Source organism: Streptomyces sp. NPDC090032 (genome assembly GCF_044748025.1).
Lineage (GTDB): Bacteria > Actinomycetota > Actinomycetes > Streptomycetales > Streptomycetaceae > Streptomyces.
Genome location: NZ_JBIVFF010000019.1, coordinates 54,879 through 76,044, shown reverse-complemented (window position 1 = coordinate 76,044; position 21,166 = coordinate 54,879). Strand labels below are relative to the sequence as shown.

Genomic DNA, 21,166 nt, shown 5'->3' with positions numbered 1-21,166 from the left:
AGAAAGCTCGGAGGGAACAAGACCAAAATTTGAATTTGGAATGCGAGGAGTCTGCTTTCCAGCGACCGGAACCCCGAGCTTCCTTTGATCGAAAAGCTCAACTCTCTTTGCGCAGAACGGAAGTGCGCTCGGCTGTTCTTGGGGGCCAAAGCCGTAGGCGTGACCCATTTCACTGAATGGGAAGCAGGTTGGAATGCGACTCGAAGAGGGTGTCGTAGCATGACGTTTCATGTGAATAACTCATAATTCGGCCAGTCTTGGTATAAGTCGTTAATCATGCCAAGAAGTATGTTTCATGTGCAAACACGGACATATCGCCGAGGGGGCATTGCGTATCGAAACGGACATAAATCCATCAATGTCGGACTGTCCGTGCCCGGCCCTTCCTTCGCAGGAGGCCCTGTTTGTTGGCACGGGAGCGTGGGCGGGACGGCACATGGCGATTCCTCGCCGATCACCGATCCCGAAAGTGAAGGTCGCGTCGAATCCGGGTCATGGCAGTTCCGTCGAGATCGAGATCGAGGTGGATATCGACAGTGACGGGGCGTCAATTCGAGACGGTGTGGGCCCGGCTCTTTCTGCGACAACTCGAACGCAACGGGGAGCGGGGGCGGTTCGTCCCCCGCCTTGCCCGGGACCTGTTCCCCAACGTGGTGAGCGACTACGGCGAGTACGTCTTTTGGCAAACCGTCCCGGCGGGCTCACTCATGGCGTTCCTCGTCGCCGTGCTCAGCGGCCGGCTTGACGTCCCGCTCTTCCCGGACGGCCTGCTCTCGAAAGGCACTACGTTCACCCTCTCGCCGGCAGTCGGAGCGGGCCGGGTCCCCATCCGTGTCACCACGCGCGCCAACAGCGCCTGGCCGAAGGTGCGCCGCCGAACCTGCCAGGGCGTACGGCCGCGCAATCCCACCCATCGGGAAAGCGCCATGGCCGTCGTCCTGCCTCCGGCCCATACTCGTCTCCCGCCGGCTGGCAGCGTGGCAGCGGTGAGTCGATGAACGACCTCCTTGCCCTGCGCCGCCTGGTGGAGACCTACGCGCTCGCCATCGACAGCAGGGGTCCGTTGCTTCTTGTGGACGTTGTCACCACCGACGGGCGACTCGACTCATCGTGCACAAGCCGGACGGCACCGTGGGGCGGGAGCGGACCGGCCCGCAGGAACTGGCAAGGACACTCGACCAGTTGACCGTCTTCGACCGCACCTTCCACCTGGTGGGCAACCACCTCGCCGAGGTGTGCGGCGACACCGCGACCGGCAGCGAGCCTCCGGGGTGCCGCTGCACATCGGCGGCCACTCGGCTGCCGCGGCCCGCCGCGCCGGGCGGCGCGGTGACGGGTTCCAGGCGCTCGGCCTGGCCGGGGGAACTGGAGGCCGCCATCACCCTGGTGCGCGAGGAGGCGCGGGCGGCGGGGCGCGACCCGCAAGACGTGGAGCTGACCCTCGGCTCGACCTGCCGCGTGCGCGGAGAAAGTCGAGTGGGCGCAAAAGCTTGGGACCCAGCGGCTGTTGCTGTCCGGCTCCCGGCACGCCACCATCATCGAGGCGCTGCTGGAGGAGATGACCGACGCCGCGCAGAAGCTGCAGTTGAAGCCGTGACGCCCTTACCGTTCGAGGGGCTGCCCGTACCGCCGGAGCCCCGCTCCGCTCTGCCCCCTCCGCTCTGCCACGCGCTGGCGAGCAGCAGTTGGTCGGAGGCCGCACGGCCGTCGTCACCGGTGAGCGGTCCGTGGCAGTAGCCCCAGGTCTTCAGGGTGAAGCCGGTGGATGTTCCGTCGGCGAACTCGACCGTGGCGGTGCCGCAGGGCGAACCGTAGCCGTCGACGGAGGTGATGCCGAGGACGGTGCCTCGCGCAGCTGAAGCAGGTACGCCGCAGTCAGCGCAACGGCACGGTCCTCGTCACCCGACAGCTCCACGAGGGCACGTGACGCCGCCTTCCCCGGGACGGCGGCCAGCGCCTGAGTGACCCGTCCGCGTGCTGCCGCTTCAGTGGTGCCGTGGGCCAGACGGCCGACGAGCCAGGACGCGATCTGATCGGACCTCGCGGTGTCGCTCGCCAGCACGCTCAGGGCGTCGGCCGCATCGACGTCGTTCCTTCCTTCCACGATCATGTCGATGAGCATCGGGACCGCATCGGCCACGCCACGTGTCCCGAGTGCCAGAGCCGCACACCTGCGGACCACGACGTCCGGGTTCGCTAGGGCCTGCCGCAGCAGCGCGGTGGCCGCACCGCCGGTCATCTCGGCGAGGGACTGAACGGCACGTTCCCGCACCGCGGCCACCGGTGAGCCGAGGCCCTCCGCCAGCAGTGCCGGGCCACCGTCGCCCGATCGCGCCAGCGCCCACCGAAGGGCTCCGGCGACGTTCGGCTCCGTCTCACTCAACGCCGCCTCGACCAGGGCCTCCACCGGCACCGGAACCTCGACCGAGGATAGAGCCGCGCGCTGGCGTGCGTCGGCGCTCTTCGAGCCCAGTGCCTGGAGGAGTGCCACGACCTGAAGGACGTCCTCCCAGGCGGCGGGACTCGCGGCATCGATACGGCGCAGCCGCGTGAGCAACTCCGTCTCGGCCGCGATGCGTTCGCGTGTCTGAGCGATGAGGTCGCCGACGAGCGCCGAGGGCGTGAAGCCGGAGTCGTCGAGTGCGCGCCCGATCTCACGCAGCGACAGCCCCAGAGATCGCAGGCTCTCGATGTGGAAGATCCGCCGGATGTCCTCCCCGGAGTACTCCCGATAACCGGACCCCGTACGACCGGAAGGCCGGACCAGGCCCAGCGACTCGTAGTGCCGGAGCATGCGGGCACTGACCCCGGACCGTCGCGCCACCTCGCCGATCAACACGTCCTATCGTCCCTCCTGGCCGGACCCGCCGAGGGCCACTGCGCGCTTCGCCTCCTCGATCGCGAACTCGAATCCGGTGTCCGGGTCGCGCAGCAGCCGTTGTGTGGCGAGCGCGTGCGCACGCACGCGCGGGTCAGGGACCATCGTCGCAGCACGCAGAGCCGGTACGACTGCTTCACCTAGCGCGACCAGTGCCCGGCTGAGACTCAGCTGTGTCTCCCGCTCACCGCGCCCGAGCTGCGTCGCCAGCACCGCGGCCAAATCGGACTCCTCGCCTTCCGGTACGAGCAAGACCGCTGCCCGCCAGGCGCTCCGCGCCACTTCGTCGTCCGCGTCGGACAACAGCGTCCGTGTGATCGCCGGCCAGGCCTGCCGGTCCCCGATCTTGGACAGTGTGTGCAGCGCCTGGCTCCGTGCCTGCGCACGCGCCGAGCGGACTTCGCGGACCAGCCCCGGGAGCGTCAAGGTCACCGGATGGCGGGTGAGCGCCCAGGTCAGCATGTCGCGGACGAAGAACTCGGGCTCGATCGCGCAACGTTCGATGAGCTTGTCGACGAAGCGCGGGTCGGGCGTCGTGCCGACGGCCAGCGCAGCCCGCAGTCGCACGGATGAACGGCCGTCCTCCAGCCCTTGGAGCGCTCGCATCGCATCCGTGGTCTGTCTCGTGATCGTCATCGAGATCACCTCCTGGCATGCAGTGAATGCCTTGCCACGGTGTCAAGGTCAAAGAGGGCCCGCTGCGTGATCACCAGTCAGCGGCGACAGCTTCGGTGACGACTTCGGTGAAGACCGCCGGTCACTGGGCGAAGCTGAGCCGTCTACTCGGCCGGTCGGGGCGCCTATGGTCCTCAAGCGCACCTCCTCTACGCTCGGTGATCGACGCGGCAGCCGCCGTGAACGGGAGCCATGGGGGAGAACGTGATGGGTGAGGGCCGGCGCAGGCTGTGGCAGACGTTGGCCGTGGGAGGGATCGGGCTGAGTCTGTACGCGGGCCTGCTGACCGTCGACGACATCCGCGACCGGGCTTCCAGCGAGCGCGACATCGCCGCGGCCTGCGACCGCCTGGTGTCGGGGGAGCAGGTGATGGACCTGCAGGGCGGCATGGTCCGGGCGGAGTCCGACGACTACGACGAGTACCGGCTCGATGCACGGCATCTGCCCAGCGCCTGCACCATCTACAAGGTGAGTGGCTCGCACAGGACCACGGACCTGTTCCGGCTGATCGTCGAGAGCAGCGACCGCTCCGAGCCGGTGAACGTGGTCGGCGGCACGGACTCCCCGTTCAGCACGTTCAGCGGCTACCGCCCGAAGGACGACGTCACCGCGGTCGCCGACCGCGAGCCCGAGGCGCGGCCGTTGGGTGACGGCACGCTGGGCTCATACACGAACTTCCGCACCACCATCCGCGCCGAATGCGGTCCCGGCAGTACCAAAGGGGCGCCGAGGCTGCTGAACGTCACCGCCGCGGCCCGGTACTCGGAGGTCTCCGCCGAGGACCGCCGACGTCTGGCCCTCATTGCTCGCTCGGCCATGCAGCAGCTGAACCAACGGATCGGCTGCCGGACCCAACTACCGGCCCTGCCCGACCGGATGACCGCCGTCCCTACGAAGCTGGGCAAGGCCACCTCGGCCACAGGCTCCTGCCGCTGGGCCGGCCAGTTGGTCAAGGAACAAGGGCAGGGCCGGCTGCCCGACCGCGTTCTGGCTGTCCCCGCCCGTGATGCGAACCCCGTCGAAGGCTGCCTGCTGGCGGTCGGCCCCGGCCGGGTCCGAGCCATCGCCGGCGGCCTGGACGACGATCAGCGCGAATACGCCGAGGGCGCGCTCACGCACTCACCCTGGTGGCTGCGCACGGAGTCCTACTTCGGCGCCGAAGCAGAGTCTGTGGGCTACGACGACTTCGGCGACGACGTGATCCTCGAGCCGGGAACGGCGGGAGGCAAGGTGGGCGCCTGGTGGGCGTCCTCGATCTGCGAAGGCAAGCCTGCCCTGCACACCCTCACGGCCGACCACATCTACGACGACGTCCTCGGCCGCAAGACGCTCAGCTCCCTGTTCCGCGCCTACGTCGACGACATCACCACCCGGCGCGGCTGCACCCACGTCACCTACCCCGCCGCCAAGGCCTTCCGCGACTTGTGACCGCCCCGCGTCCGATGCGAGATCGAGCGACCTGCTGAGGCCTCGGTGATCAGCTGGGCTCTTCGGCGAGCACGGGCCTCGGCTGCGCCGGAGGCGATCGGCACCATGCCGTCGCGGGCAGCGGGGTGTGGCCGCGGCGCGCGATCCCGCTCACCGCGACCATCACGGTGAAGTTGAGCACTCCGCTGATGAGGCCGACGTTGATGCCGAAGGTGTCGACATGCCCGTAGTAGAGCACCAGCGCCAAGACCGTGCCGACGATCAGGCCCGCCGACACACCCACCGCGCGGATGCCGTGCATGAAGAAGATGGCCAAGGTGCCGGGCACGAGTTGCACGCCGACGTAGTACAGCAGGTTGAGGATCGTCACCAACAGCGCCGGCGAGGTGTAGAGGGTCAACAGGATCGACAGGCAGAAGAACAGCACGATCCCGGTGCGGACCCAGAACCGCTGCCGGCGCTCGGCGATGTCGGGCACGACATTGCGGCTGATGAGCCCACCCAGGAGGCCGCCGAAGGCCAGCACGAAGATCGGCGACACGAACGCGGCTCCGGCGACGAGCCCGACGAGCCAGGGCGGCAGGATGCGGATGGCTGTCGTGATGAACGCGCTGTTCGGATCCTTCAGGTCCGGCAGCTTGTCGACGCGAAGTACGTCGCGATGATCAGGAACCGGTACATCAGCATGTAGAGCGGGAACCAGACGCTGCCTGCGCTCTAACGCTGCTTGGCCACCCGGAGCAAGTGGAGCGCCGGCTCCGGGAGTTCGCGTCCCTTGGGCCAGACCGCGTGCAGAATCCGGTGCAGCCGGACGGCGGGATCGACCTCGACCTCGACGAGCCGGCCGGACGCCACGTCCTCGCGCACGGCGAGAGCGGAGAGCACCGCGGGTGCCAGACCCCGGGCTGCCGCGCTGCGCAGCGGCGCGGTAGAGCCAAGTTCGAGGACCGGCACCGCGATTCCGTCGTACGGGCGCAGTGCCCGTTCCAGTGTCTCCCGGGTGCCTGAGCCCGCCTCACGCAGCAGCAGTGGGGTGTCGGCCAGCTCGCGCCCGGTGAGGGCACTGCGGCGGTGCGTCCAGGGGTGGCCGGGCGTCACCACGACCGCGAGCCGGTCGCGTCCCACCGCTGAGCTGTGCAGATCGTCCGGGACTCGCGGGCCCTCGACGAAACCCAGATCGCAGCTTCCGCGGCGCAGCGCCTCGACCACGCCCCAGCTGTTGGTCACCGTCAGCCCGACGTGGGCGTCCGGCGCACTGTCCCGCATGGTGACGAGCCAGCCCGGCATCAGTTCCTCCGCGATGGTCAGGCTGGCGGCCACGTGCAGTCGGCTGTCCTGCCGTGAGCGCAGGGCCGCCGCCCCCTCGACCAGTGCCGCGGCTTGTTCGAGCACCGCCCGGGCCCAGTCGGTCACCACCGCTCCCGCCGGGGTGAGCCGGGACCCCGCGGTGGACCGGTCCAGGAGCTGGAGCCCGAGATGGCGCTCCAGCGTGCGCATCCGCGCGCTGGCCGACGGCTGGCTGATGAGCAGCCGCGCCGCAGCCCTGCCCAGGCTGCCCGTCTCGGCGACGGTGACCAGCAGTTGCAGTGACTGCAGGTCGGGCAGCGGCCGTTGACCCCCGTCCGGGGCCTCGCCGCGCTCGCTCATACGACACCTTTCCTATGACGCCGCTCATGCGACGCCCCCTCGAACGACGCCCTTCAGACGACGCCCTCCATGTGGCGGCCTCCCCAAGAGAACCCCATAGGGGAACCCTATGACCTGGGCTCTGATTGGCGTCTACCGGGCCGTGTCGATCCCCCACACGCTGGTGATCATGACAATGAGTACGGAACGCGCCCCGTCACCGTCCCCCGGTCGACAACAGGTGAAGCCTTCACCCGGGGGCAGCGCGCAGGCATTGGGTCCGGTGCGCCGCAACGCTCCCGGCCTCGCGCTCGCCGTCGTAGGGCTCGGCCTCGCCGAGGCGTTGCACGCCCTGCTGCCCGCCGTGCCGATGCTCACTGCCGCTGTCGTACTCGGAGTCATGGCGGCGCACCTTCCCGGCGGCCATCCGTTCGTACGCGGTCGGGGCCGTGCGGGGCTCACGACGGCGGGCAAGCGACTGATGCGCGCCGGCATCGTGCTGCTCGGACTCAAACTCAGCATCGGCGACGTCCTCGGCCTCGGCTGGGCGACGGTGACCATGGTGCTCGGCGTGGTCCTCGCGACCTTCTTCGGGACCTGGTGGCTCGGCCGGAAGCTGGGCCTGCCCGGCGACCAGCCGCTGCTCGTCGCCACCGGCTACTCGATCTGCGGCGCCTCCGCGATCAGCGCCGTCAGTTGTGCGCTCGGCAAGGACGAGGACGACGAGCAGTTGGCGGCCGACGTGGCGACCTCCGTCGCCCTGGTCACCCTGTGCGGCACCCTCGCCATCGCCGTCCTTCCCCTGCTGCACCACCCGCTCGGCCTCGACGACATCCAGTTCGGCCGGTGGGTGGGCGCCGGCGTCCACGACGTAGGCCAGGTAGTGGCCACCGCGCAGACCGCGGGCCCGACCGCGCTCGGCGAAGCCGTGATGGTCAAGCTCATCCGAGTGGCGATGCTCGCACCGCTGGTCGCCGGGGTCGCGGTGGCGTACCGGCGCCGCCGGAACCATGACGCGGCCGGCGGCCCGCAGATGGCGGGCACCCGCCGCCCGGCCGTGGTGCCGCTGTTCGTCATCGCTTTCCTGGCGATGACGGCCCTGCGCAGCACGGGCATGCTCCCCACCGGAGTGCTGGACGCCGCGGACACCGCGCAGCAACTCCTCCTGGCCATGGCACTGTTCGGCCTCGGCAGCGCCGTACATCTGCCGTCGCTCGCCCGCTCAGGCGTCAGGACGGCCCTGCTCGGTCTCGCCTCCTGGGTGGTCGTCGCGTCGGTGAGCTACGCGGGAGTCCTGCTCACCACATGACGCTCACCGCATGACGCCCCCACATGAGCGAGCACACCAGGCGCCAGGCCCAGGCCGCAGCGGCGCCCCGGGGTATTACGCCCCCGGCGCGCCGGCCTGAAGGACCTTGGCCAGGAAGGCTTTGACGCGGGCGTTGTCGTTGGCCGGTGAGAAGAACTCCTCGGGCGGCAGGTCCGCAGCGATCCGGCCACCGTCGATGAATACGACGCGGTCGGCGACTCGCCGGGCGAATCCCATCTCGTGCGTGACCACGACCATGGTCATGCCGTCCTTGGCCAGACCGCTCATGACCTCCAGGACATCGTGGGCCACCTCGGGGTCCAGCGCGGACGTGGGTTCGTCGAAGAGCGTCAGCTGCGGATCCATGGCCACGGCCCGTGCGACGGCGACGCGCTGCTTCTGGCCTCCGGAGAGCCGGTTGGGGAAGACGTCCTCCCGGTGGCTCGTGCCGACCCGCCCGAGCAGGGCACGGCCGCGTTCCTCGGCCTCCTCGCGGCTGCGCCCGAGCACATTCACTGGGCGCGGGTCTGGTGCTCCCTGAGCCACTCGACAGACTTCGTACCGACCCGCACGGCCACCTTCCTGCCGGCCAGGTCGTTCAGCGAGTGCACCGAGTTGTCGTTCTCGGCGACGAACATCGCGAGGCCGCCCGGGTAGTAGACGTCCGTGAAGTCCACGACCTTGGCCCGCTGACGCGTCCAGGTCAGGCCTTGCGCGCGGCCTCGACGAAACGGCGGATCAGGTCGGCACTCTTGACGCCTCTCGACGACTCGACCCCACTGGAGACATCGACGCCGTCAGGGTGTGCCGACCGCACGGCCTCGGCGACGTTCGCGGGATCCAGACCGCCGGCCAGCAACCAGAACCCCCGCGGAGGCCGCGCCCGCAGCACGTCCGTGTCGAAACGGGTACCGCCGCCCGGCAGCGGCGCATCGATGAGCAGACGGTCCGCAGGGTCCGTCTCCGTCGACGGGCGCGCGAGGTATGTGTCCCGGGCCATTGCGCGGATCGTTCGGAATCCCGACGCGCGCAGCCGCTCGAAGTCGCCGTCCGACTCGTCCCCGTGGAGCTGGACCGAGGTGAGGCCCACGGCCGAGGCCGTCGCCAGCACCTCTTCCACCGGTTGCCGACGGAAGACACCGACGGTCTCGACACCGGCGGGTACGCGTTCAGCCAGCGCGCGGGCCGACTCGGCGTCGATCAGCCGCGGACTGCCTGGAGCGAAGACGAAGCCCACGGCGTCGGCACCTGCGTCGACGGCCGCATCGAGGGTCTCAGCGGTGCGCAGACCGCAGATCTTGACGTACATCGAACCTCTTCTCATCTCCCTGATCCTGCACCCCGCCGAACGCCACCCGTCACGCGGGCCCTGCCGGGGTGAGGAGCGTGTGCGTGGCACGTCCGGCTGCGCATGCGGGGCGCCGGGTGTCTGCCCATGACGACCAGCACCGGGTTGAGCATGCTGGCGCTCAGCTGGAAGGCGGTGCACGCGGCGAGGAGCGCGATCACCAACGCCACCACGGACCCCGGGCCTGTCACCCTCTGCGGCACGGTCGCTTCGAGGGTGTCGCCCGCGGGTCGCGTCATCGGGATCCTGCACTTGTGTCAGGGCCGGCTGAGGGATCGGGAGCCATCGTGGAGCCGGGGGAGGCAAGGACGCGTGCCGCGGTGCCGTGGCCGCCGACGCACGCTTCGTGCAGGTCACGGGTCGCGAGGTACGCCGTCAGGAAGCCGGCGGCGAAGGCGTCACCCGCACCGGTGAGGTCGCGGATCCGCTCCACCGGCGGCACCGGTACGACGACGCGCTCGCCTCCGGGTACGTGGACGACGGTCGGATCGGGCCCGGCTTTCGCGACCACGACCGTCTCCGGGAGCAGGTCCCGGCTGGGCCCGGCCACACCGCCGGCCGAGAGGCCGAGGAACGCGGCCTCGCCCTCGTTGGCGATCAGGAAATTCGGCCTCAGGTCAGCCATGAGGTCCAGGAACCGCTGGACGCCGTAGTGCGACAGCATGCCGGTCGACGAGGCGTCGACCGAGACCAGGACACCGCGCTTCTTCGCCCGGCGGATCACCTCGACGACGGTGGTTCCGATGGGCTCGCCGTCGAAGGTGTACGCGGGTACGTGCAGCAGTTGCAACCCGTCGAGCCACGCGTCCGGAACCTCGTCCAGCAGTGTCGACGCGCCTCGGTGCGGCAACATCGTCCGCTCGGCGTTCTCGTCGATGAGGATCACGATCGTGCCGGTGCTTCCGCGGCGCTGGACGCGGACGTCCACGCCCTCCGCGGCCAGACCGTCCACGAGCGAGTCACCGAGATCGTCGTCGCCGACACATCCGATGAACCGGGTCGGTCCGAGACGCGCCGCGCAGGCGGCGACGTTCGCACCACTGCCGCCACGGGTGTGGAAGATCTCAGCCTCGGTGTCCGTACCGTGTTGAACCGGCTCCGCCGGCCACACGACGACATCCTGGACGAGATCGCCAATGATCCCGAGCAAGGTAGGCCTCCTAGTGCCGCTATTCCACTCGGTATGAGCGGATCAGTGTGTGAGGGCGGTGGCGATGCGGCCGCCGAGGGCGACGTTGCCGCGGTAGACATCGATGTTGACCTCGAGGTTGTGCCCGCCGGTGTCGCGCTGGATGAAGCCCGGGAGGAAGGGGGTGGTGTCGTTGCCGGTGATCCCGGACTTGTCGGCCTGCTCCCACGCGCGGGCGAGGATCGCGTCGAGTTCGGCGGGCGGCATCTGCTTGTCCGCGGGGACCGGGTTGGCGAGCAGGACCGCCTGGGGCAGTCCGAGGGCGTCACGGCTGTCCAGGACGGCGGCGGCCTGTCCGGGGGTGTCGACCGAGTACGCGATCTCGTGTCCGGATTCGGTCACGTAGAAGCCGGGGTACTTGGTGATGCCGAACCCGAGGGCCGGGATGTTCAGCGTCTCGAACCGCTCAAGGGTCGCGCCGTCGTCCAGGATCGACTTCACGCCCGCGCTGATCACCGGTACCGGGGTCTGGGCGAGCGTGGTCATGTCCGCGGACTCGTCGAAGGTCTGGGCCGCGCCATGGTGAACACCGCCCAGACCACCGGTGGAGAACACCTTGACCCCGGCGTGGTGCGCGAGGAACGCCGTGGCCGCCACCGTGGTACCGCCGTGCAGGCCCAGGGTGCTCACGACCGGCAGATCACGCAGACTCGCCTTCGCGATACCGTCCGTCGCGGCAAGCTCGGTGATCTCCTCGATGCTCAGCCCCACCGTCGGCCGGCCCTCGAACACTCCGATCGTCGCGGGCACGACACCCTGCGCACGAAGGCTGTCCTCGGCTTCCGGAGCCACCTCCAGATTCCGTGGACGCGGCAGACCGTGCGTGAAGATCGTCGACTCCAGCGCCACCACCGGACGCCCCTCACGAACGGCCTCCCGGACCTCGTCGGAGACCCGGACAGCGGTTACGGATGCACTCATCAGCTGCAACTTCCCCCTCGGCGCTCGCCGAGGACACCCTAGACCTCCGCCGCCGGCTGGATGCCGGTCTGACGGAGCTGGAAGACGGCGCTGGTGCGCGGGAGTTGGAGGATGGCGCCGGTCCGGGGGAGCTGGAGGAAGAGGCTTCTCCGGTCGCGGTTCGGAGCTGATGAAGCTGTTCAAGGAATCGGCGCTGCGCAGCCCCTGAAGCGCGCGCGGGTGTCCGATGGAGGCCATCTGAACTCCCAGGCCGCCACCGATCCCGCCGCGCGTCGCCATCGTCGGCGGCCGGACGAACTGCCTGTGGCCAGAGGGGACTTGACGAGAACTGAGACGTACGGCGATCCGTCCATCCTGTTGCGCCAAACGGCATTTTATGACTTCTTCCACAGGCCGTTACGGTCGGATTCATGGACTGGAATTTTCAGACGGCCGAAACACTCGTTGCGGCCTTGCGCGCTGGTGAAGTCACCTCGGCGGAACTGACCGACGAGGCGATCACCCGTATCGAGCGGGACGACAAGGCCATCAACGCGATCTGCGTACCGGACTTCGACCGGGCGCGGGCTGCCGCGCGTGATGCCGACCGGGCCCGCGCCCGCGGTGAGGACCGGCCGCTGCTCGGCATTCCGGTGACGGTCAAAGAGTCGTACAACATCGCCGGGCTGCCCACGACCTGGGGCATGCCGCCCCACCGGAACCACATGCCGACCGAGGACGCGGTGCAGGTGTCGCGGCTCAAGGACGCGGGCGCGGTGGTGCTCGGTAAGACCAATGTGCCCCTGGGACTGCAAGACGTGCAGAGCTTCAACGACATCTACGGCACCACCAACAACCCGTGGAATCACGGTCGCACGTCGGGCGGATCCTCCGGCGGATCGGCGGCGGCCCTGGCGTCCGGATTCGGCGCGCTGTCCATCGGCTCCGACATCGGCGGTTCGCTGCGCACCCCCGCGCATTTCTGCGGCATCTACGCACACAAACCCACCCTTGGGCTGGCGGCGAGCCGCGGTATGGTCCCGCCGGCCGCACCGGCTCTGCCGGTCGACCTTGACCTCGCCGTAGTCGGTCCGATGGCGCGTACTGCCCGCGACCTCACTCTCCTGCTCGACGTCATGGCCGGACCGGACCCGCTGACGCTCGGTGTGGCGCATGAGTTGACGCTGCCGCCCGCGCGCCGCGACCGGCTCTGCGACTTCCGGGTCCTGGTCCTCGACGAGCATCCACTGATTCCGACCGGGGCCGATGTGCGGGCGGGCGTGAACCGGGTGGCCGGCGCGCTTGTCGGCGGCGGCGCCCGCGTCGAACGTCACAGTCCGCTGCTGCCCGATCTGACCGAAGCCGCCGTGATCTACACACAGTTGCTGTTCTCGGGTTCCGTTGCACGTTTCCCGGTCGAAGCGTACGAGCAGCTGCGGACCCAAGCCGCCGCACTGCGCGCGGACGACCAGAGTCTCGAAGCGGCGCGGCTGCGCGGCATGGTGTGCAGCCACCGCGACTGGATCGAGGCGAATGACCGTCGCGAGGCTCACCGTCACGGCTGGCGGCAACTCTTCGCCGAGTTCGACGCCGTGGTGTGCCCCATCACGCCCACTCCCGCGTTCCCGCACGACCACAACCCCGATCTGATGGGACGCCAGATCGACATCGACGGCGTCAAGTACCCGTATTTGGACCAGCTCGTCTGGGCCGGCCTGCCCACGATGCCCGGCCTGCCCGCCACCGCCATACCGGCGGGCCGATCCCCCGAGGGCCTGCCGGTGGGAGTGCAGCTCATCGGCCCGATGTTCGAGGACCGCACCCCGCTGCGGCTGGCCGAACTGCTCGAGCAGAAGATCGGCGGCTTCCAGAGACCGGAGTAGTCCACAGACCGGAGTAGCTTCCAGAGACCGGAGTAGGGCGTACTACTGGGTGTTCGTGGAGGACGAGGTGCGGGACCACGGCGAGACCCTCACCATGGGCGCAGCCCGCTGCTTCTTCCACTCGGTGAGAAGGGGGAACGCGATGAGCAGCGCGACCGCGACAAGGAGTCCGCTAGCCCATAGCGGCCCGAGAACCCCGACTTCGGTGCTGAGGGTGGTCGCTGCGATGAGGGGGCCGAGGGCGGCGCCGACGTTGAGTGCCGCGGTCGCGTACGAGCCGGCCATGGCGGGAGCTGCCGCGGCCTCGTAGAGGACCCGCGTGATCAGCGTGCTGCCCAGCGCGAACGACAGCGCGCCCTGCACGAACACGAGGGTGAACAGGGGGACCGGCTGGTCGGCCAGCACCGCCAGGGCCGGCCAGCCGATGAGCAGCAGCGGACCGCCCACAGTGATGACCAGGGCGGGACGCTGGTCGGACAGGCGGCCGGCGATCGTCACGCCGACGAAGGAACCGGCACCGAAGAGGACCAGGACGAGAGAGACCCACCACTCGCCCAGCCCTGCGGTGCCGGTCACAACGGGGGCAAGGAACGTGAAACTTGCGAATGTCGCCGCGTTCACCAGCGAGCCGAGCAGCATCACCAGGACCAACCGTGGCTTTGCGAGCTGGGCGAGCTCCGCTCGCAGAGCCGGTCTGCCGGCTGCCTCGTCCTTCACGCGTCCCGCTGCGATCCCCTTCAGGATGCCGGCAGCCGCAGGCAGGCAGAGAGCGGCGACGGCCCAGAATGCGGCCCGCCAGCCGAGCCACGTGCCGAGCAGCGACCCACCAGGGACACCGGCGATCGTGGCAACTGTCGTGCCTGACAGCAGCACGGCCAGCGCACGTCCCTTCTTGTCGGGCGGGACCAGCGTGCCGGCGGCTGTCAGAGCCACGGCCAGGAACCCTGCGTTCGCGAGCGCCGCGACGACTCGGGTGGCGAACAGGATGGCGAAGCTCGTGGTGACGGCGCCCACGGCGTGAGCTGTCGCGAAAGTGAGGATGAACCCGAGAAGGGTGGAGCGCCTGGGCCAGTTGCGGGCAAGAACGGCCACCAGGGGGGCGCCGACGATCATGCCGGCCGCGAAGGCGGAGGTGAGGACGCCCGCTGTCCCGACGGTGACGTCGAGATCAGAGGCGATGTCCGGCAAGAGGCCGGCGAGCAAGAACTCCGAGGTGCCCATGGCGAAGACCGCCATGGCAAGCAGGTACAGCGGAAAAGGCATCGAGTGGCTCCGAGGTGAGGAGAGGCACGAGAAGGTCATCTCGTCACCGCGGCCAGCCCCAGGAGCACCCTTTTTTTCGTCCCACCGCGGAATGCGGTGCGACGACAGGGCTATGAACTCAGTGGTTCAGGGGGCTGACGGCGTGACCGAAAGCCCCCACCTTGTCTGACTCAGGGCTCGACATGGCCCGCACGCTACCCGACCGATGCCCGCCAAGGCACCTCGGTTTCACGGGCCGGTACCGGCACCGGCCCGTGCCAATGACGTCATGTCCCGCAACAGCCAGGGCCGTTCCCGGCAGCACCTGTCCCCACCGCAACGGTGAACCGGTGGCGAAAACAGTCAGGGCCGTTCTCGGCAGCACCTGTCGCCACCGCAACGGCGAACCGGTGGCGAAGTGGGCGCTCGGCATCGCCTCGCGGTGCGACGACGCCTCGTTGCGCGTCGGGCCCTGCCTCCGGGCGGCGGCGCCAACTCAGCCGAGTGCGCGGTCGAGGTTGAAGGCGGCGCTGATCAGCGAGAGGTGGGTGAAGGCCTGGGGGAAATTGCCGAGTTGTTCGCCGGTCGGGCCGATCTCCTCGGCGAAGAGACCGAGGTGGTTTCCGTAGGTGAGCATCTTCTCGAAAGCGAGCCGGGCCTCCTCCAGCCGGCCCGCGCGGGCCAGTGCCTCGACGTACCAGAAGGAGCAGATCGAGAAGGTCCCCTCGGGACCGTGCAGGCCGTCGGGGCTGGTGGCCGGGTCGTAGCGGTGAACCAGGGAGTCGGAGACCAGGTCTGCGGTGAGGGCGTCCAGGGTGGAGAGCCACTTGGGGTCGGTGGGCGCGATGAACTTGGCCATCGGCATCATCAGCAGCGAGGCGTCCAGCTGCCCGTCGTCCAGTGCCTGGACGAACGCGCCCCGCTCGGCCGACCAGCCACGCTGCATGATCTGCCGGTAGATCGCGTCCCGGGAATTCCGCCAGCGGGGTAGGTCCGCCGGCAGGCCCCGGTGGTTCGCCATGCGCATCGCCCGCTCCAGCGCCACCCAGCACATCAGCCGCGAGTAGACGAAGTTCCGCCGGCCCGAGCGGGTCTCCCAGATACCCTCGTCGGGCTGGTCCCAGTGCTCGCAGACCCAGTCCGCCATCGTGCCGACCTCGTCCCAGCGGTCGCTGCTGATCGGCTGGCCCCACTTGTCGTACAGGTAGATCGAGTCGATCAGGGCTCCGTAGATGTCCAGCTGGAGCTGGCCGGTGGCGGCGTTGCCGATCCGGACCGGTGCGGAGCCGAGGTAGCCCTCCAGGTGCGGCAGCTCGTACTCGGGCAGCTCGCTGCGCCCGTCGATGCCGTACATGATCTGCAGCGGGCCGTTCGCACTGGTACCGCGCTCGGAGAGGAACCCCATGAACGCCTCGGCCTCCGAGGTGAACCCGAGGCGCAGCATGGCGTAGACGCAGAAGGCGGCGTCGCGGACCCAGACGTAGCGGTAGTCCCAGTTGCGTTCGCCGCCGATCTGCTCGGGCAGGCTGGTGGTCGGTGCGGCGACGATGGCACCGGTCGGCACGTAGGTGAGCAGCTTGAGCAGCAGAGCGGAGCGGTTCACCATTTCCCGCCACCGCCCGTGGTAGCGGGAACCGGCCAGCCAGTGACGCCAGAACCTGACCGTCGCATCGGCCTGCTCCTGCGCCTCGAGGCGCGGACAGGCCCGAGGGGCCACGTCGTCGCCGACCTGGTCGAGGGCGAACACGTTGGACTCGCCCTCGAGGAGCTTGAAGTGCGACCACACGTCCCGGCCGTCGGTCTCCAGGGGTGCGGTGGCGGTCAGCGCGAGCGTCAGTGACGGGGACTCGAACACCGCCTCGTGGCCTTCGAGGTGCGTGGTGTGCGCTTCGGTGCCGTAGCCGAAGCGGGGGGCGATCCGCGCTTTGAAGGGGAGGGTTCCGCGGACGCAGATCACCCGCCGGATCAGCCGGTGCCGGGACGCCTCCCGCGACTCGTCGACGACGGGCATGAAGTCCTGGATCTCGGCCACGCCGTCCGCGGCGAAGAACCGCGTGATCAGGACGTTCGTGTCGGGGAAGTAGAACTGCCTGGTGCGTGTCGGGACCTCGGCGGCCAGCTCGAACGAGCCGCCCCGGTCGGCGTCGAGGATCGACCCGAACACGCTGGGCGCGTCGAAGCGCGGGCAGCAGTACCAGTCGATGGTGCCGTTCGTGGCGACCAGGGCGGTCGTCCGAAGATCGCCGATCAGGCCGTGTTCCGAGATCGGTATGTAGCGGCTGTCGGCCTGCTCGAAACCGGTCGTGTCGAACGCCATGACGGCCTCCCTGCCGCTGCGGCGCGGACCTGGAGATGGAGCCTTACGTTTTATGCTAAGCGGCTTTGTTGAACTTCGCTGCTGATGCTTTGGCGGTCCTGCGGCTGCCCCGGCCGGGCGAATCACCGTGATCCGGTGATGCCTTCTCACCTGCCTCGTGGAGACGATGCCAGCGGCCCGTCTACCGGCACCGGCAGGACGTCGCCGACGTCGAGGTCACCCTCGCCCCTGAGCCTGACCCGGATCGTGAACGACAGGAGTTCGACATGAGCGAAGCAAGCGACTGGAACGCGAAGACCATCGCAGAGTTCCGAGCGAACGAGGGCAGGGTCGGCGGGGTCTTCGAGGGCGCTCCGCTGGTCCTCGTCCATCACCGCGGTCGCAAGAGCGGGCAGGAGTACGTCAGCCCGATGATGTACCTCCCGCACGACACCGCGCCGGACATCGTCTACGTCTTCGCATCCAAGGGCGGAGCACCCACCAACCCGGATTGGTACCGCAACCTGACCGCCGCCGGTGAAGGCACCGTCGAACGCGGCACGGAGACCTACCAGGTGACCGTCCGTGAACTGGCCGGCGCCGAACGCGACCGCGTCTACGCCGAGCAAGCGCGGCGTTACCCCGGGTTTGCCGAGTACGGACGCCAGACTGCTGGAATCCGCATGATTCCCGTGCTCGAACTCCGGCGGGCGTAGCCCCCGACCCACGCCTCTGTCAGGTGTCAGCTGTCAGCTTCAGCGAGTCGAAGGAAAGAGATCATGCCCAAGGCGGTCAGGTACGACGAGTTCGGCGGGATCGACGTGTTGCGGGTCGACGAGGTGGAACGCCCGGTGCCCGGGGACGGGCAGGTGCTTGTACGCGTGAAAACGGCCGGCATCAACCCCAGTGAGGCGGTCATCCGCACGGGGGCCTTGGCAGACATGTTCCCGTCGACGTTCCCGTCCGGGCAGGGCAGCGACTTCGCCGGGGTCGTCGAGGAGGCCGGCACCGGGGTCACTGGATTTTCGCCCGGCGACCAGGTGCTCGGATTCACCCAGAAGCGGGCCTCCCAGGCCGAACTGGTCCTGGCCGAGACCGATGACCTCACGCAGAAGCCGGAGACGGTTTCATGGGAGGTGGCCGGCAGCCTGTACGTCGTCGGCGTCACCGCATGGGGGGCGGTACACGCCGTCCAGCTCAAGGAGGGCGAGACCGTCGTCATCTCCGGAGCCGCCGGGGGAGTCGGCTCGCTCGCCGTCCAGCTCGCGCGCCGTACCGGGGCCACGGTCATCGGCCTGGCGAGCGAGAGCAACCACGAGTGGCTGAAGAGCCACGACGTGATCCCCATTGCGTACGGTGACGGCGTCGCGGACCGCATCAGGACCGCCGCGCCCAGCGGAGTGGACGCCTTCATCGACACCTTCGGCGACGGATACGTCGAGCTGGCCCTCGCCCTCGGCGTGGCGACCGACCGGATCGACACCATCGCTGACTTCGCGGCCGCCGAGAAGCACGGGGTGAAGACTGACGGGGGGAGCGCGGCCGGGCCGGGTGCCAAGGTGCTGGCCGAGCTTGCCGCCCTGATCGCCGACGGACACCTCGAGGTGCCGATCGCGAACGTCTATCCGCTGGCACAGGTCCGCGAGGCCTACACCGAGCTCGAACACCGCCACACCCACGGCAAGATCGTCCTCAGGGCCTGGTTGTAGTGCCCTGACCGGGAATGTCCACCGGCTCGGAAGACCACCTATCGCTTTGTCCACGTACGCGATACTCATGGCGAGTTGTCACCGTAGGCGATACCCAAGGCGAGCATGGCGCTTCTCAGCGCGCCGAACGCCACGGGAACGGAAGGAAGCAGCAGCGCGACCAAGACCACGCCCTCCTGGATGGTCACCGCCGGTGAATGTGGGCCAGTTCGAGGAACTCGTGCAGGTCATGAGCGGCTTCCAGTACGCACACGCCGCTGACCGCCACGAGCGCACCCACAGCGACAAGAAGGTGGTACGGGCTGCGCGGGGCAGGCTCGAGCAGGGCGGCGACCCGGCGGGGGATGACGCCCGGGGCAGGGCGACGGCCCAGGACACCCAGAGCGGCGGCGGGCAGGGACCGGGTGCGTTTGGCGGCCACGGCGGCTCTGGCCACGGTCTCGGCCACCGCGCGCCGGTCACCTGTGTGCTGAGCGGCGTACTCGTCGGCCCACCGCTCGACGGTGAACGCGACGGACGTGGCCAGCGGGCGCAGCAGCGGATTGGCGGCGGCCGCGATCTGCGCGAGCGTGACGAACGCGTAGTGATGGTTGTCCAGGTGCGCCCTCTCGTGGGCGAGGATGATGTCGTGGCCGGCGGGATCGAGGGCGTCGAGCATGCCGTGGGAGATCACGATGCGGCCCGGCAGGCCGGGCATCGTGTAGGCATCGGCGTGCCGGTCCTCGGTGACGACGACGGATTCCCGCCCGGGCAGGCAGGCCGCCTCCAGAGCGGCTGACCACAGCGCCCCCGCCCGGCGCACGGTCAAGCGGACGGTGGCCGAGGCGGCGAGGGCCAGCAGTACGGCCCCCGCGACGGCTGCCTGCCAGGTCGCCGGATCATCGCGGGCGATCACCCCGGGCGAGTAACCCTTGAGCGCGGCGATCAGGGGGACGCGTACCAGCCCGGCCAGGGCCAGCAGGCCCAGGACCACAGTGCTGGACGCGGCGAGGATCAGCCCGGCGACGGTCAGCAGCCAGGTCGCCGAGCGAGGCTCCAAGCGGCGGGCGAGCGGGCCCGCGCCCACGCCGGCCAGGGCAGGAAGCAACAACGGCAGGTAGACGGCCAGGTGCATCGGTGTGTGTCTCTCCGCTACCTGTCGTTGCCCAGGAGGCGGCGCAGCAGGTCTTCGTCGTCATCGGACAGCTCGTCCACGAAATGGGTCAGTACCGAGGCGCGGTCGTTGCCCCCTTCCATCACCTGATGCATGTGCCGGGCGGTCATCCCTGACTCGTCGGCGACCGGCGCGTACACGTAACTGCGCCCCTGCGGCGTGCGGTCCAGTACGCCACGGGTGTGCAGTCGGGCGAGCGTGGTGGCCACCGTGGTGTGCGCGAGCGGCGAGGTCAGACGCTCCGTCACCTCGCCAGGTGTCAGCGCGCGTCGGACGGCGTGCAGCAGGGTGAGGATCTCCGCCTCCAGCGCGCCGTTCGCCCGGCGCCTGCCACCCGAACCCGGTGCCTGATCGTGGCCCGCCAACGTCGTCCTCCTGCCTTCGTGGTCTACAGTCACCAGTATCTTCTATTCGCGAATAGAAGATACTGTGTCCGCTCAGCCCCTGCTGCATCGCCCTGCCCGCGGTGGCCCCTGCTCACAGGATGCCTGATGCAACCTTCGCCTGCCTTCAGTCCTCGAAGCCACGGCCCCCCGTACCGGCCGGCGGCGATCACCGCCGGCCGAACCGCTGAAACACCCTCAACTACCCCCTCGATGGAAAGGCAGCGCCCGTGAGCGCCATCAGCATCGGACAAGCAGTGGTCCTCGGCCTGGTGGAGGGGGTGACGGAGTTCCTGCCCGTCTCCTCCACCGGCCACCTGAAGATCACCGAGGGGCTGATGAACATCCCGGTGGACGACAAGTCCGTCGTCGCCTTCACCGCGGTGATCCAGGTCGGCGCCATCGCCGCAGTGCTTCTCTACTTCTTCAAGGACATCGTCCGGATCATGGGGGCCTGGGGGCGTGGGCTCCGCCACCGGGACCAGCGCCAGCACCACGACTACAAATTTGCCTGGTGGGTCATCTACGCCACCATTCCCGTCGTGGTCGTCGGACTGGCCGCCAAGCCGCTGATCGACGGCCCGCTGGCCTCGCTCTGGGTCGTGGCCGGATCGTTGATCGTCGGCAGCGGACTGATGTGGGCCGCCGACCAGATGGGCCGGCACAAGCGTGGCGAGGACGACACCACCCTCAAGGACGCCATGCTCGTCGGCTCCTCCCAGATCCTGGCCCTTCTCTTCCCCGGCTTCTCGCGTTCCGGCGCCACCATGTCCACCGGGCTCATCCTCGACCTGGACCGCCTCGCCGCCACGCGGCTCTCGTTCTTCCTCGGCATCCCCGCACTCACCGGCGCAGGCCTGTACGAACTCAAGGACGCGGTCGGAGCCGGAGCGGACACAGCGCCCCTGATCGTGGGAACCGCTGTCTCCTTCATCGTCGCCTACGCCTCCATCGCCTGGCTGCTGAAGTACATCGCCCGGCACAGCTTCAACGCCTTCGTCATCTACCGGATCGTCGTCGGCGTACTCCTCTTCGCCCTCCTGGCCACCGGAACCGTCAACGCCTGAACCGCGCCCGGACCCGCGGCGGAAAGGCCACCTCTCGCGGTCCCGGTATCACCACCGGCCCGGTATCGATGCCCTTCGTC

19 protein-coding genes and 1 pseudogene are annotated in these 21,166 nt (G+C 69.1%); 6 read left to right on the top strand and 14 right to left on the bottom strand.

Going from position 1 to position 21,166, the window contains the following annotated elements:
- Nucleotides 1-1,747: 1,747 nt before the first annotated feature.
- Both ACIPWY_RS35935 and ACIPWY_RS35930 read right to left on the bottom strand, forming a co-directional pair.
- A complete protein-coding gene (locus ACIPWY_RS35935) occupies nt 1,748-2,839 on the bottom strand; it encodes a MerR family transcriptional regulator (protein WP_393705331.1) in 1,092 nt (363 codons plus the stop codon).
- Nucleotides 2,840-2,842: 3 nt separating this feature from the next.
- Nucleotides 2,843-3,514, bottom strand: coding sequence for a HEAT repeat domain-containing protein (locus tag ACIPWY_RS35930; protein WP_393705332.1), 672 nt, complete (start codon nt 3,512-3,514; stop codon nt 2,843-2,845).
- Nucleotides 3,515-3,745: 231 nt separating this feature from the next.
- On the opposite strand from ACIPWY_RS35930, the gene ACIPWY_RS35925 reads away from it, so the two are divergent.
- Nucleotides 3,746-4,981, top strand: coding sequence for a hypothetical protein (locus ACIPWY_RS35925; RefSeq protein WP_393705333.1), 1,236 nt, complete (start codon nt 3,746-3,748; stop codon nt 4,979-4,981).
- A gap of 49 nt (nt 4,982-5,030) precedes the next feature.
- Here the strand turns inward: ACIPWY_RS35925 and ACIPWY_RS35920 are convergent, their stop codons facing one another.
- On the bottom strand, nt 5,031-5,522 hold the full coding sequence (locus ACIPWY_RS35920; protein WP_393705334.1) for a hypothetical protein: 492 nt from the start codon (nt 5,520-5,522) through the stop codon (nt 5,031-5,033).
- Nucleotides 5,523-5,698: 176 nt separating this feature from the next.
- Nucleotides 5,699-6,628, bottom strand: coding sequence for a LysR substrate-binding domain-containing protein (locus ACIPWY_RS35915; RefSeq protein WP_362908350.1), 930 nt, complete (start codon nt 6,626-6,628; stop codon nt 5,699-5,701).
- A gap of 169 nt (nt 6,629-6,797) precedes the next feature.
- On the opposite strand from ACIPWY_RS35915, the gene ACIPWY_RS35910 reads away from it, so the two are divergent.
- The gene (locus tag ACIPWY_RS35910; protein ID WP_362908351.1) at nt 6,798-7,916 is read left to right on the top strand and encodes a putative sulfate exporter family transporter; all 1,119 of its coding nucleotides are present in this window, start codon (nt 6,798-6,800) and stop codon (nt 7,914-7,916) included.
- Between the two features lie 75 nt (nt 7,917-7,991).
- On the opposite strand, the pseudogene ACIPWY_RS35905 reads toward ACIPWY_RS35910, so the two are convergent.
- From ACIPWY_RS35905 to ACIPWY_RS35885, 5 genes and pseudogenes are all read right to left on the bottom strand, one after another.
- A pseudogene (locus tag ACIPWY_RS35905) lies at nt 7,992-8,432 on the bottom strand (amino acid ABC transporter ATP-binding protein); the annotation flags it as partial.
- Complete coding sequence (locus ACIPWY_RS35900) at nt 8,429-8,593, bottom strand: hypothetical protein (RefSeq protein WP_393705336.1); 165 nt, start codon at nt 8,591-8,593, stop codon at nt 8,429-8,431. The pseudogene ACIPWY_RS35905 and the gene ACIPWY_RS35900, both read right to left, overlap by 4 nt.
- Nucleotides 8,594-8,619: 26 nt before the next feature.
- A complete protein-coding gene (locus ACIPWY_RS35895; RefSeq protein WP_393705337.1) occupies nt 8,620-9,225 on the bottom strand; it encodes a phosphoribosylanthranilate isomerase in 606 nt (201 codons plus the stop codon).
- Between the two features lie 274 nt (nt 9,226-9,499).
- Nucleotides 9,500-10,414, bottom strand: coding sequence for a carbohydrate kinase family protein (locus tag ACIPWY_RS35890; protein ID WP_393705338.1), 915 nt, complete (start codon nt 10,412-10,414; stop codon nt 9,500-9,502).
- Between the two features lie 42 nt (nt 10,415-10,456).
- Nucleotides 10,457-11,374: a pseudouridine-5'-phosphate glycosidase gene (locus ACIPWY_RS35885; RefSeq protein ID WP_393705339.1), complete on the bottom strand. Its 918-nt coding sequence runs from the start codon at nt 11,372-11,374 to the stop codon at nt 10,457-10,459.
- A gap of 410 nt (nt 11,375-11,784) precedes the next feature.
- Here ACIPWY_RS35885 and ACIPWY_RS35880 point away from each other — a divergent pair, with 410 nt between their 5' ends.
- Entirely contained in the window at nt 11,785-13,236 is a 1,452-nt protein-coding gene (locus tag ACIPWY_RS35880) for an amidase (protein WP_393705340.1), read from the top strand.
- A gap of 42 nt (nt 13,237-13,278) precedes the next feature.
- Here the strand turns inward: ACIPWY_RS35880 and ACIPWY_RS35875 are convergent, their stop codons facing one another.
- Together ACIPWY_RS35875 and ACIPWY_RS35870 are read right to left on the bottom strand one after the other, a co-directional pair.
- Complete coding sequence (locus ACIPWY_RS35875; RefSeq protein ID WP_393705341.1) at nt 13,279-14,499, bottom strand: Cmx/CmrA family chloramphenicol efflux MFS transporter; 1,221 nt, start codon at nt 14,497-14,499, stop codon at nt 13,279-13,281.
- Between the two features lie 475 nt (nt 14,500-14,974).
- On the bottom strand, nt 14,975-16,795 hold the full coding sequence (locus ACIPWY_RS35870) for a glycoside hydrolase family 15 protein (RefSeq protein WP_362908357.1): 1,821 nt from the start codon (nt 16,793-16,795) through the stop codon (nt 14,975-14,977).
- A gap of 266 nt (nt 16,796-17,061) precedes the next feature.
- Between ACIPWY_RS35870 and ACIPWY_RS35865 the strand changes: the two genes are divergently transcribed.
- Complete coding sequence (locus tag ACIPWY_RS35865) at nt 17,062-17,490, top strand: nitroreductase family deazaflavin-dependent oxidoreductase (protein ID WP_383893735.1); 429 nt, start codon at nt 17,062-17,064, stop codon at nt 17,488-17,490.
- A 63-nt stretch (nt 17,491-17,553) separates the two neighbouring features.
- A complete protein-coding gene (locus ACIPWY_RS35860; RefSeq protein ID WP_362908359.1) occupies nt 17,554-18,483 on the top strand; it encodes an NADP-dependent oxidoreductase in 930 nt (309 codons plus the stop codon).
- A 65-nt stretch (nt 18,484-18,548) separates the two neighbouring features.
- Here the strand turns inward: ACIPWY_RS35860 and ACIPWY_RS35855 are convergent, their stop codons facing one another.
- From ACIPWY_RS35855 to ACIPWY_RS35845, 3 genes are read right to left on the bottom strand one after another with little or no spacing between them, the layout of a single operon-like run.
- Nucleotides 18,549-18,671, bottom strand: a complete 123-nt coding sequence (locus tag ACIPWY_RS35855) for a hypothetical protein (protein ID WP_362908360.1) — start codon at nt 18,669-18,671, stop codon at nt 18,549-18,551.
- A complete protein-coding gene (locus tag ACIPWY_RS35850; RefSeq protein ID WP_362908361.1) occupies nt 18,668-19,597 on the bottom strand; it encodes a M56 family metallopeptidase in 930 nt (309 codons plus the stop codon). The genes ACIPWY_RS35855 and ACIPWY_RS35850 overlap by 4 nt, the downstream gene beginning before the upstream one ends.
- Before the next feature lie 17 nt (nt 19,598-19,614).
- Complete coding sequence (locus tag ACIPWY_RS35845) at nt 19,615-20,001, bottom strand: BlaI/MecI/CopY family transcriptional regulator (protein WP_393705342.1); 387 nt, start codon at nt 19,999-20,001, stop codon at nt 19,615-19,617.
- 248 nt (nt 20,002-20,249) lie between these two features.
- On the opposite strand from ACIPWY_RS35845, the gene ACIPWY_RS35840 reads away from it, so the two are divergent.
- Complete coding sequence (locus ACIPWY_RS35840) at nt 20,250-21,086, top strand: undecaprenyl-diphosphate phosphatase (protein ID WP_393705343.1); 837 nt, start codon at nt 20,250-20,252, stop codon at nt 21,084-21,086.
- Nucleotides 21,087-21,166 lie beyond the last annotated feature (80 nt).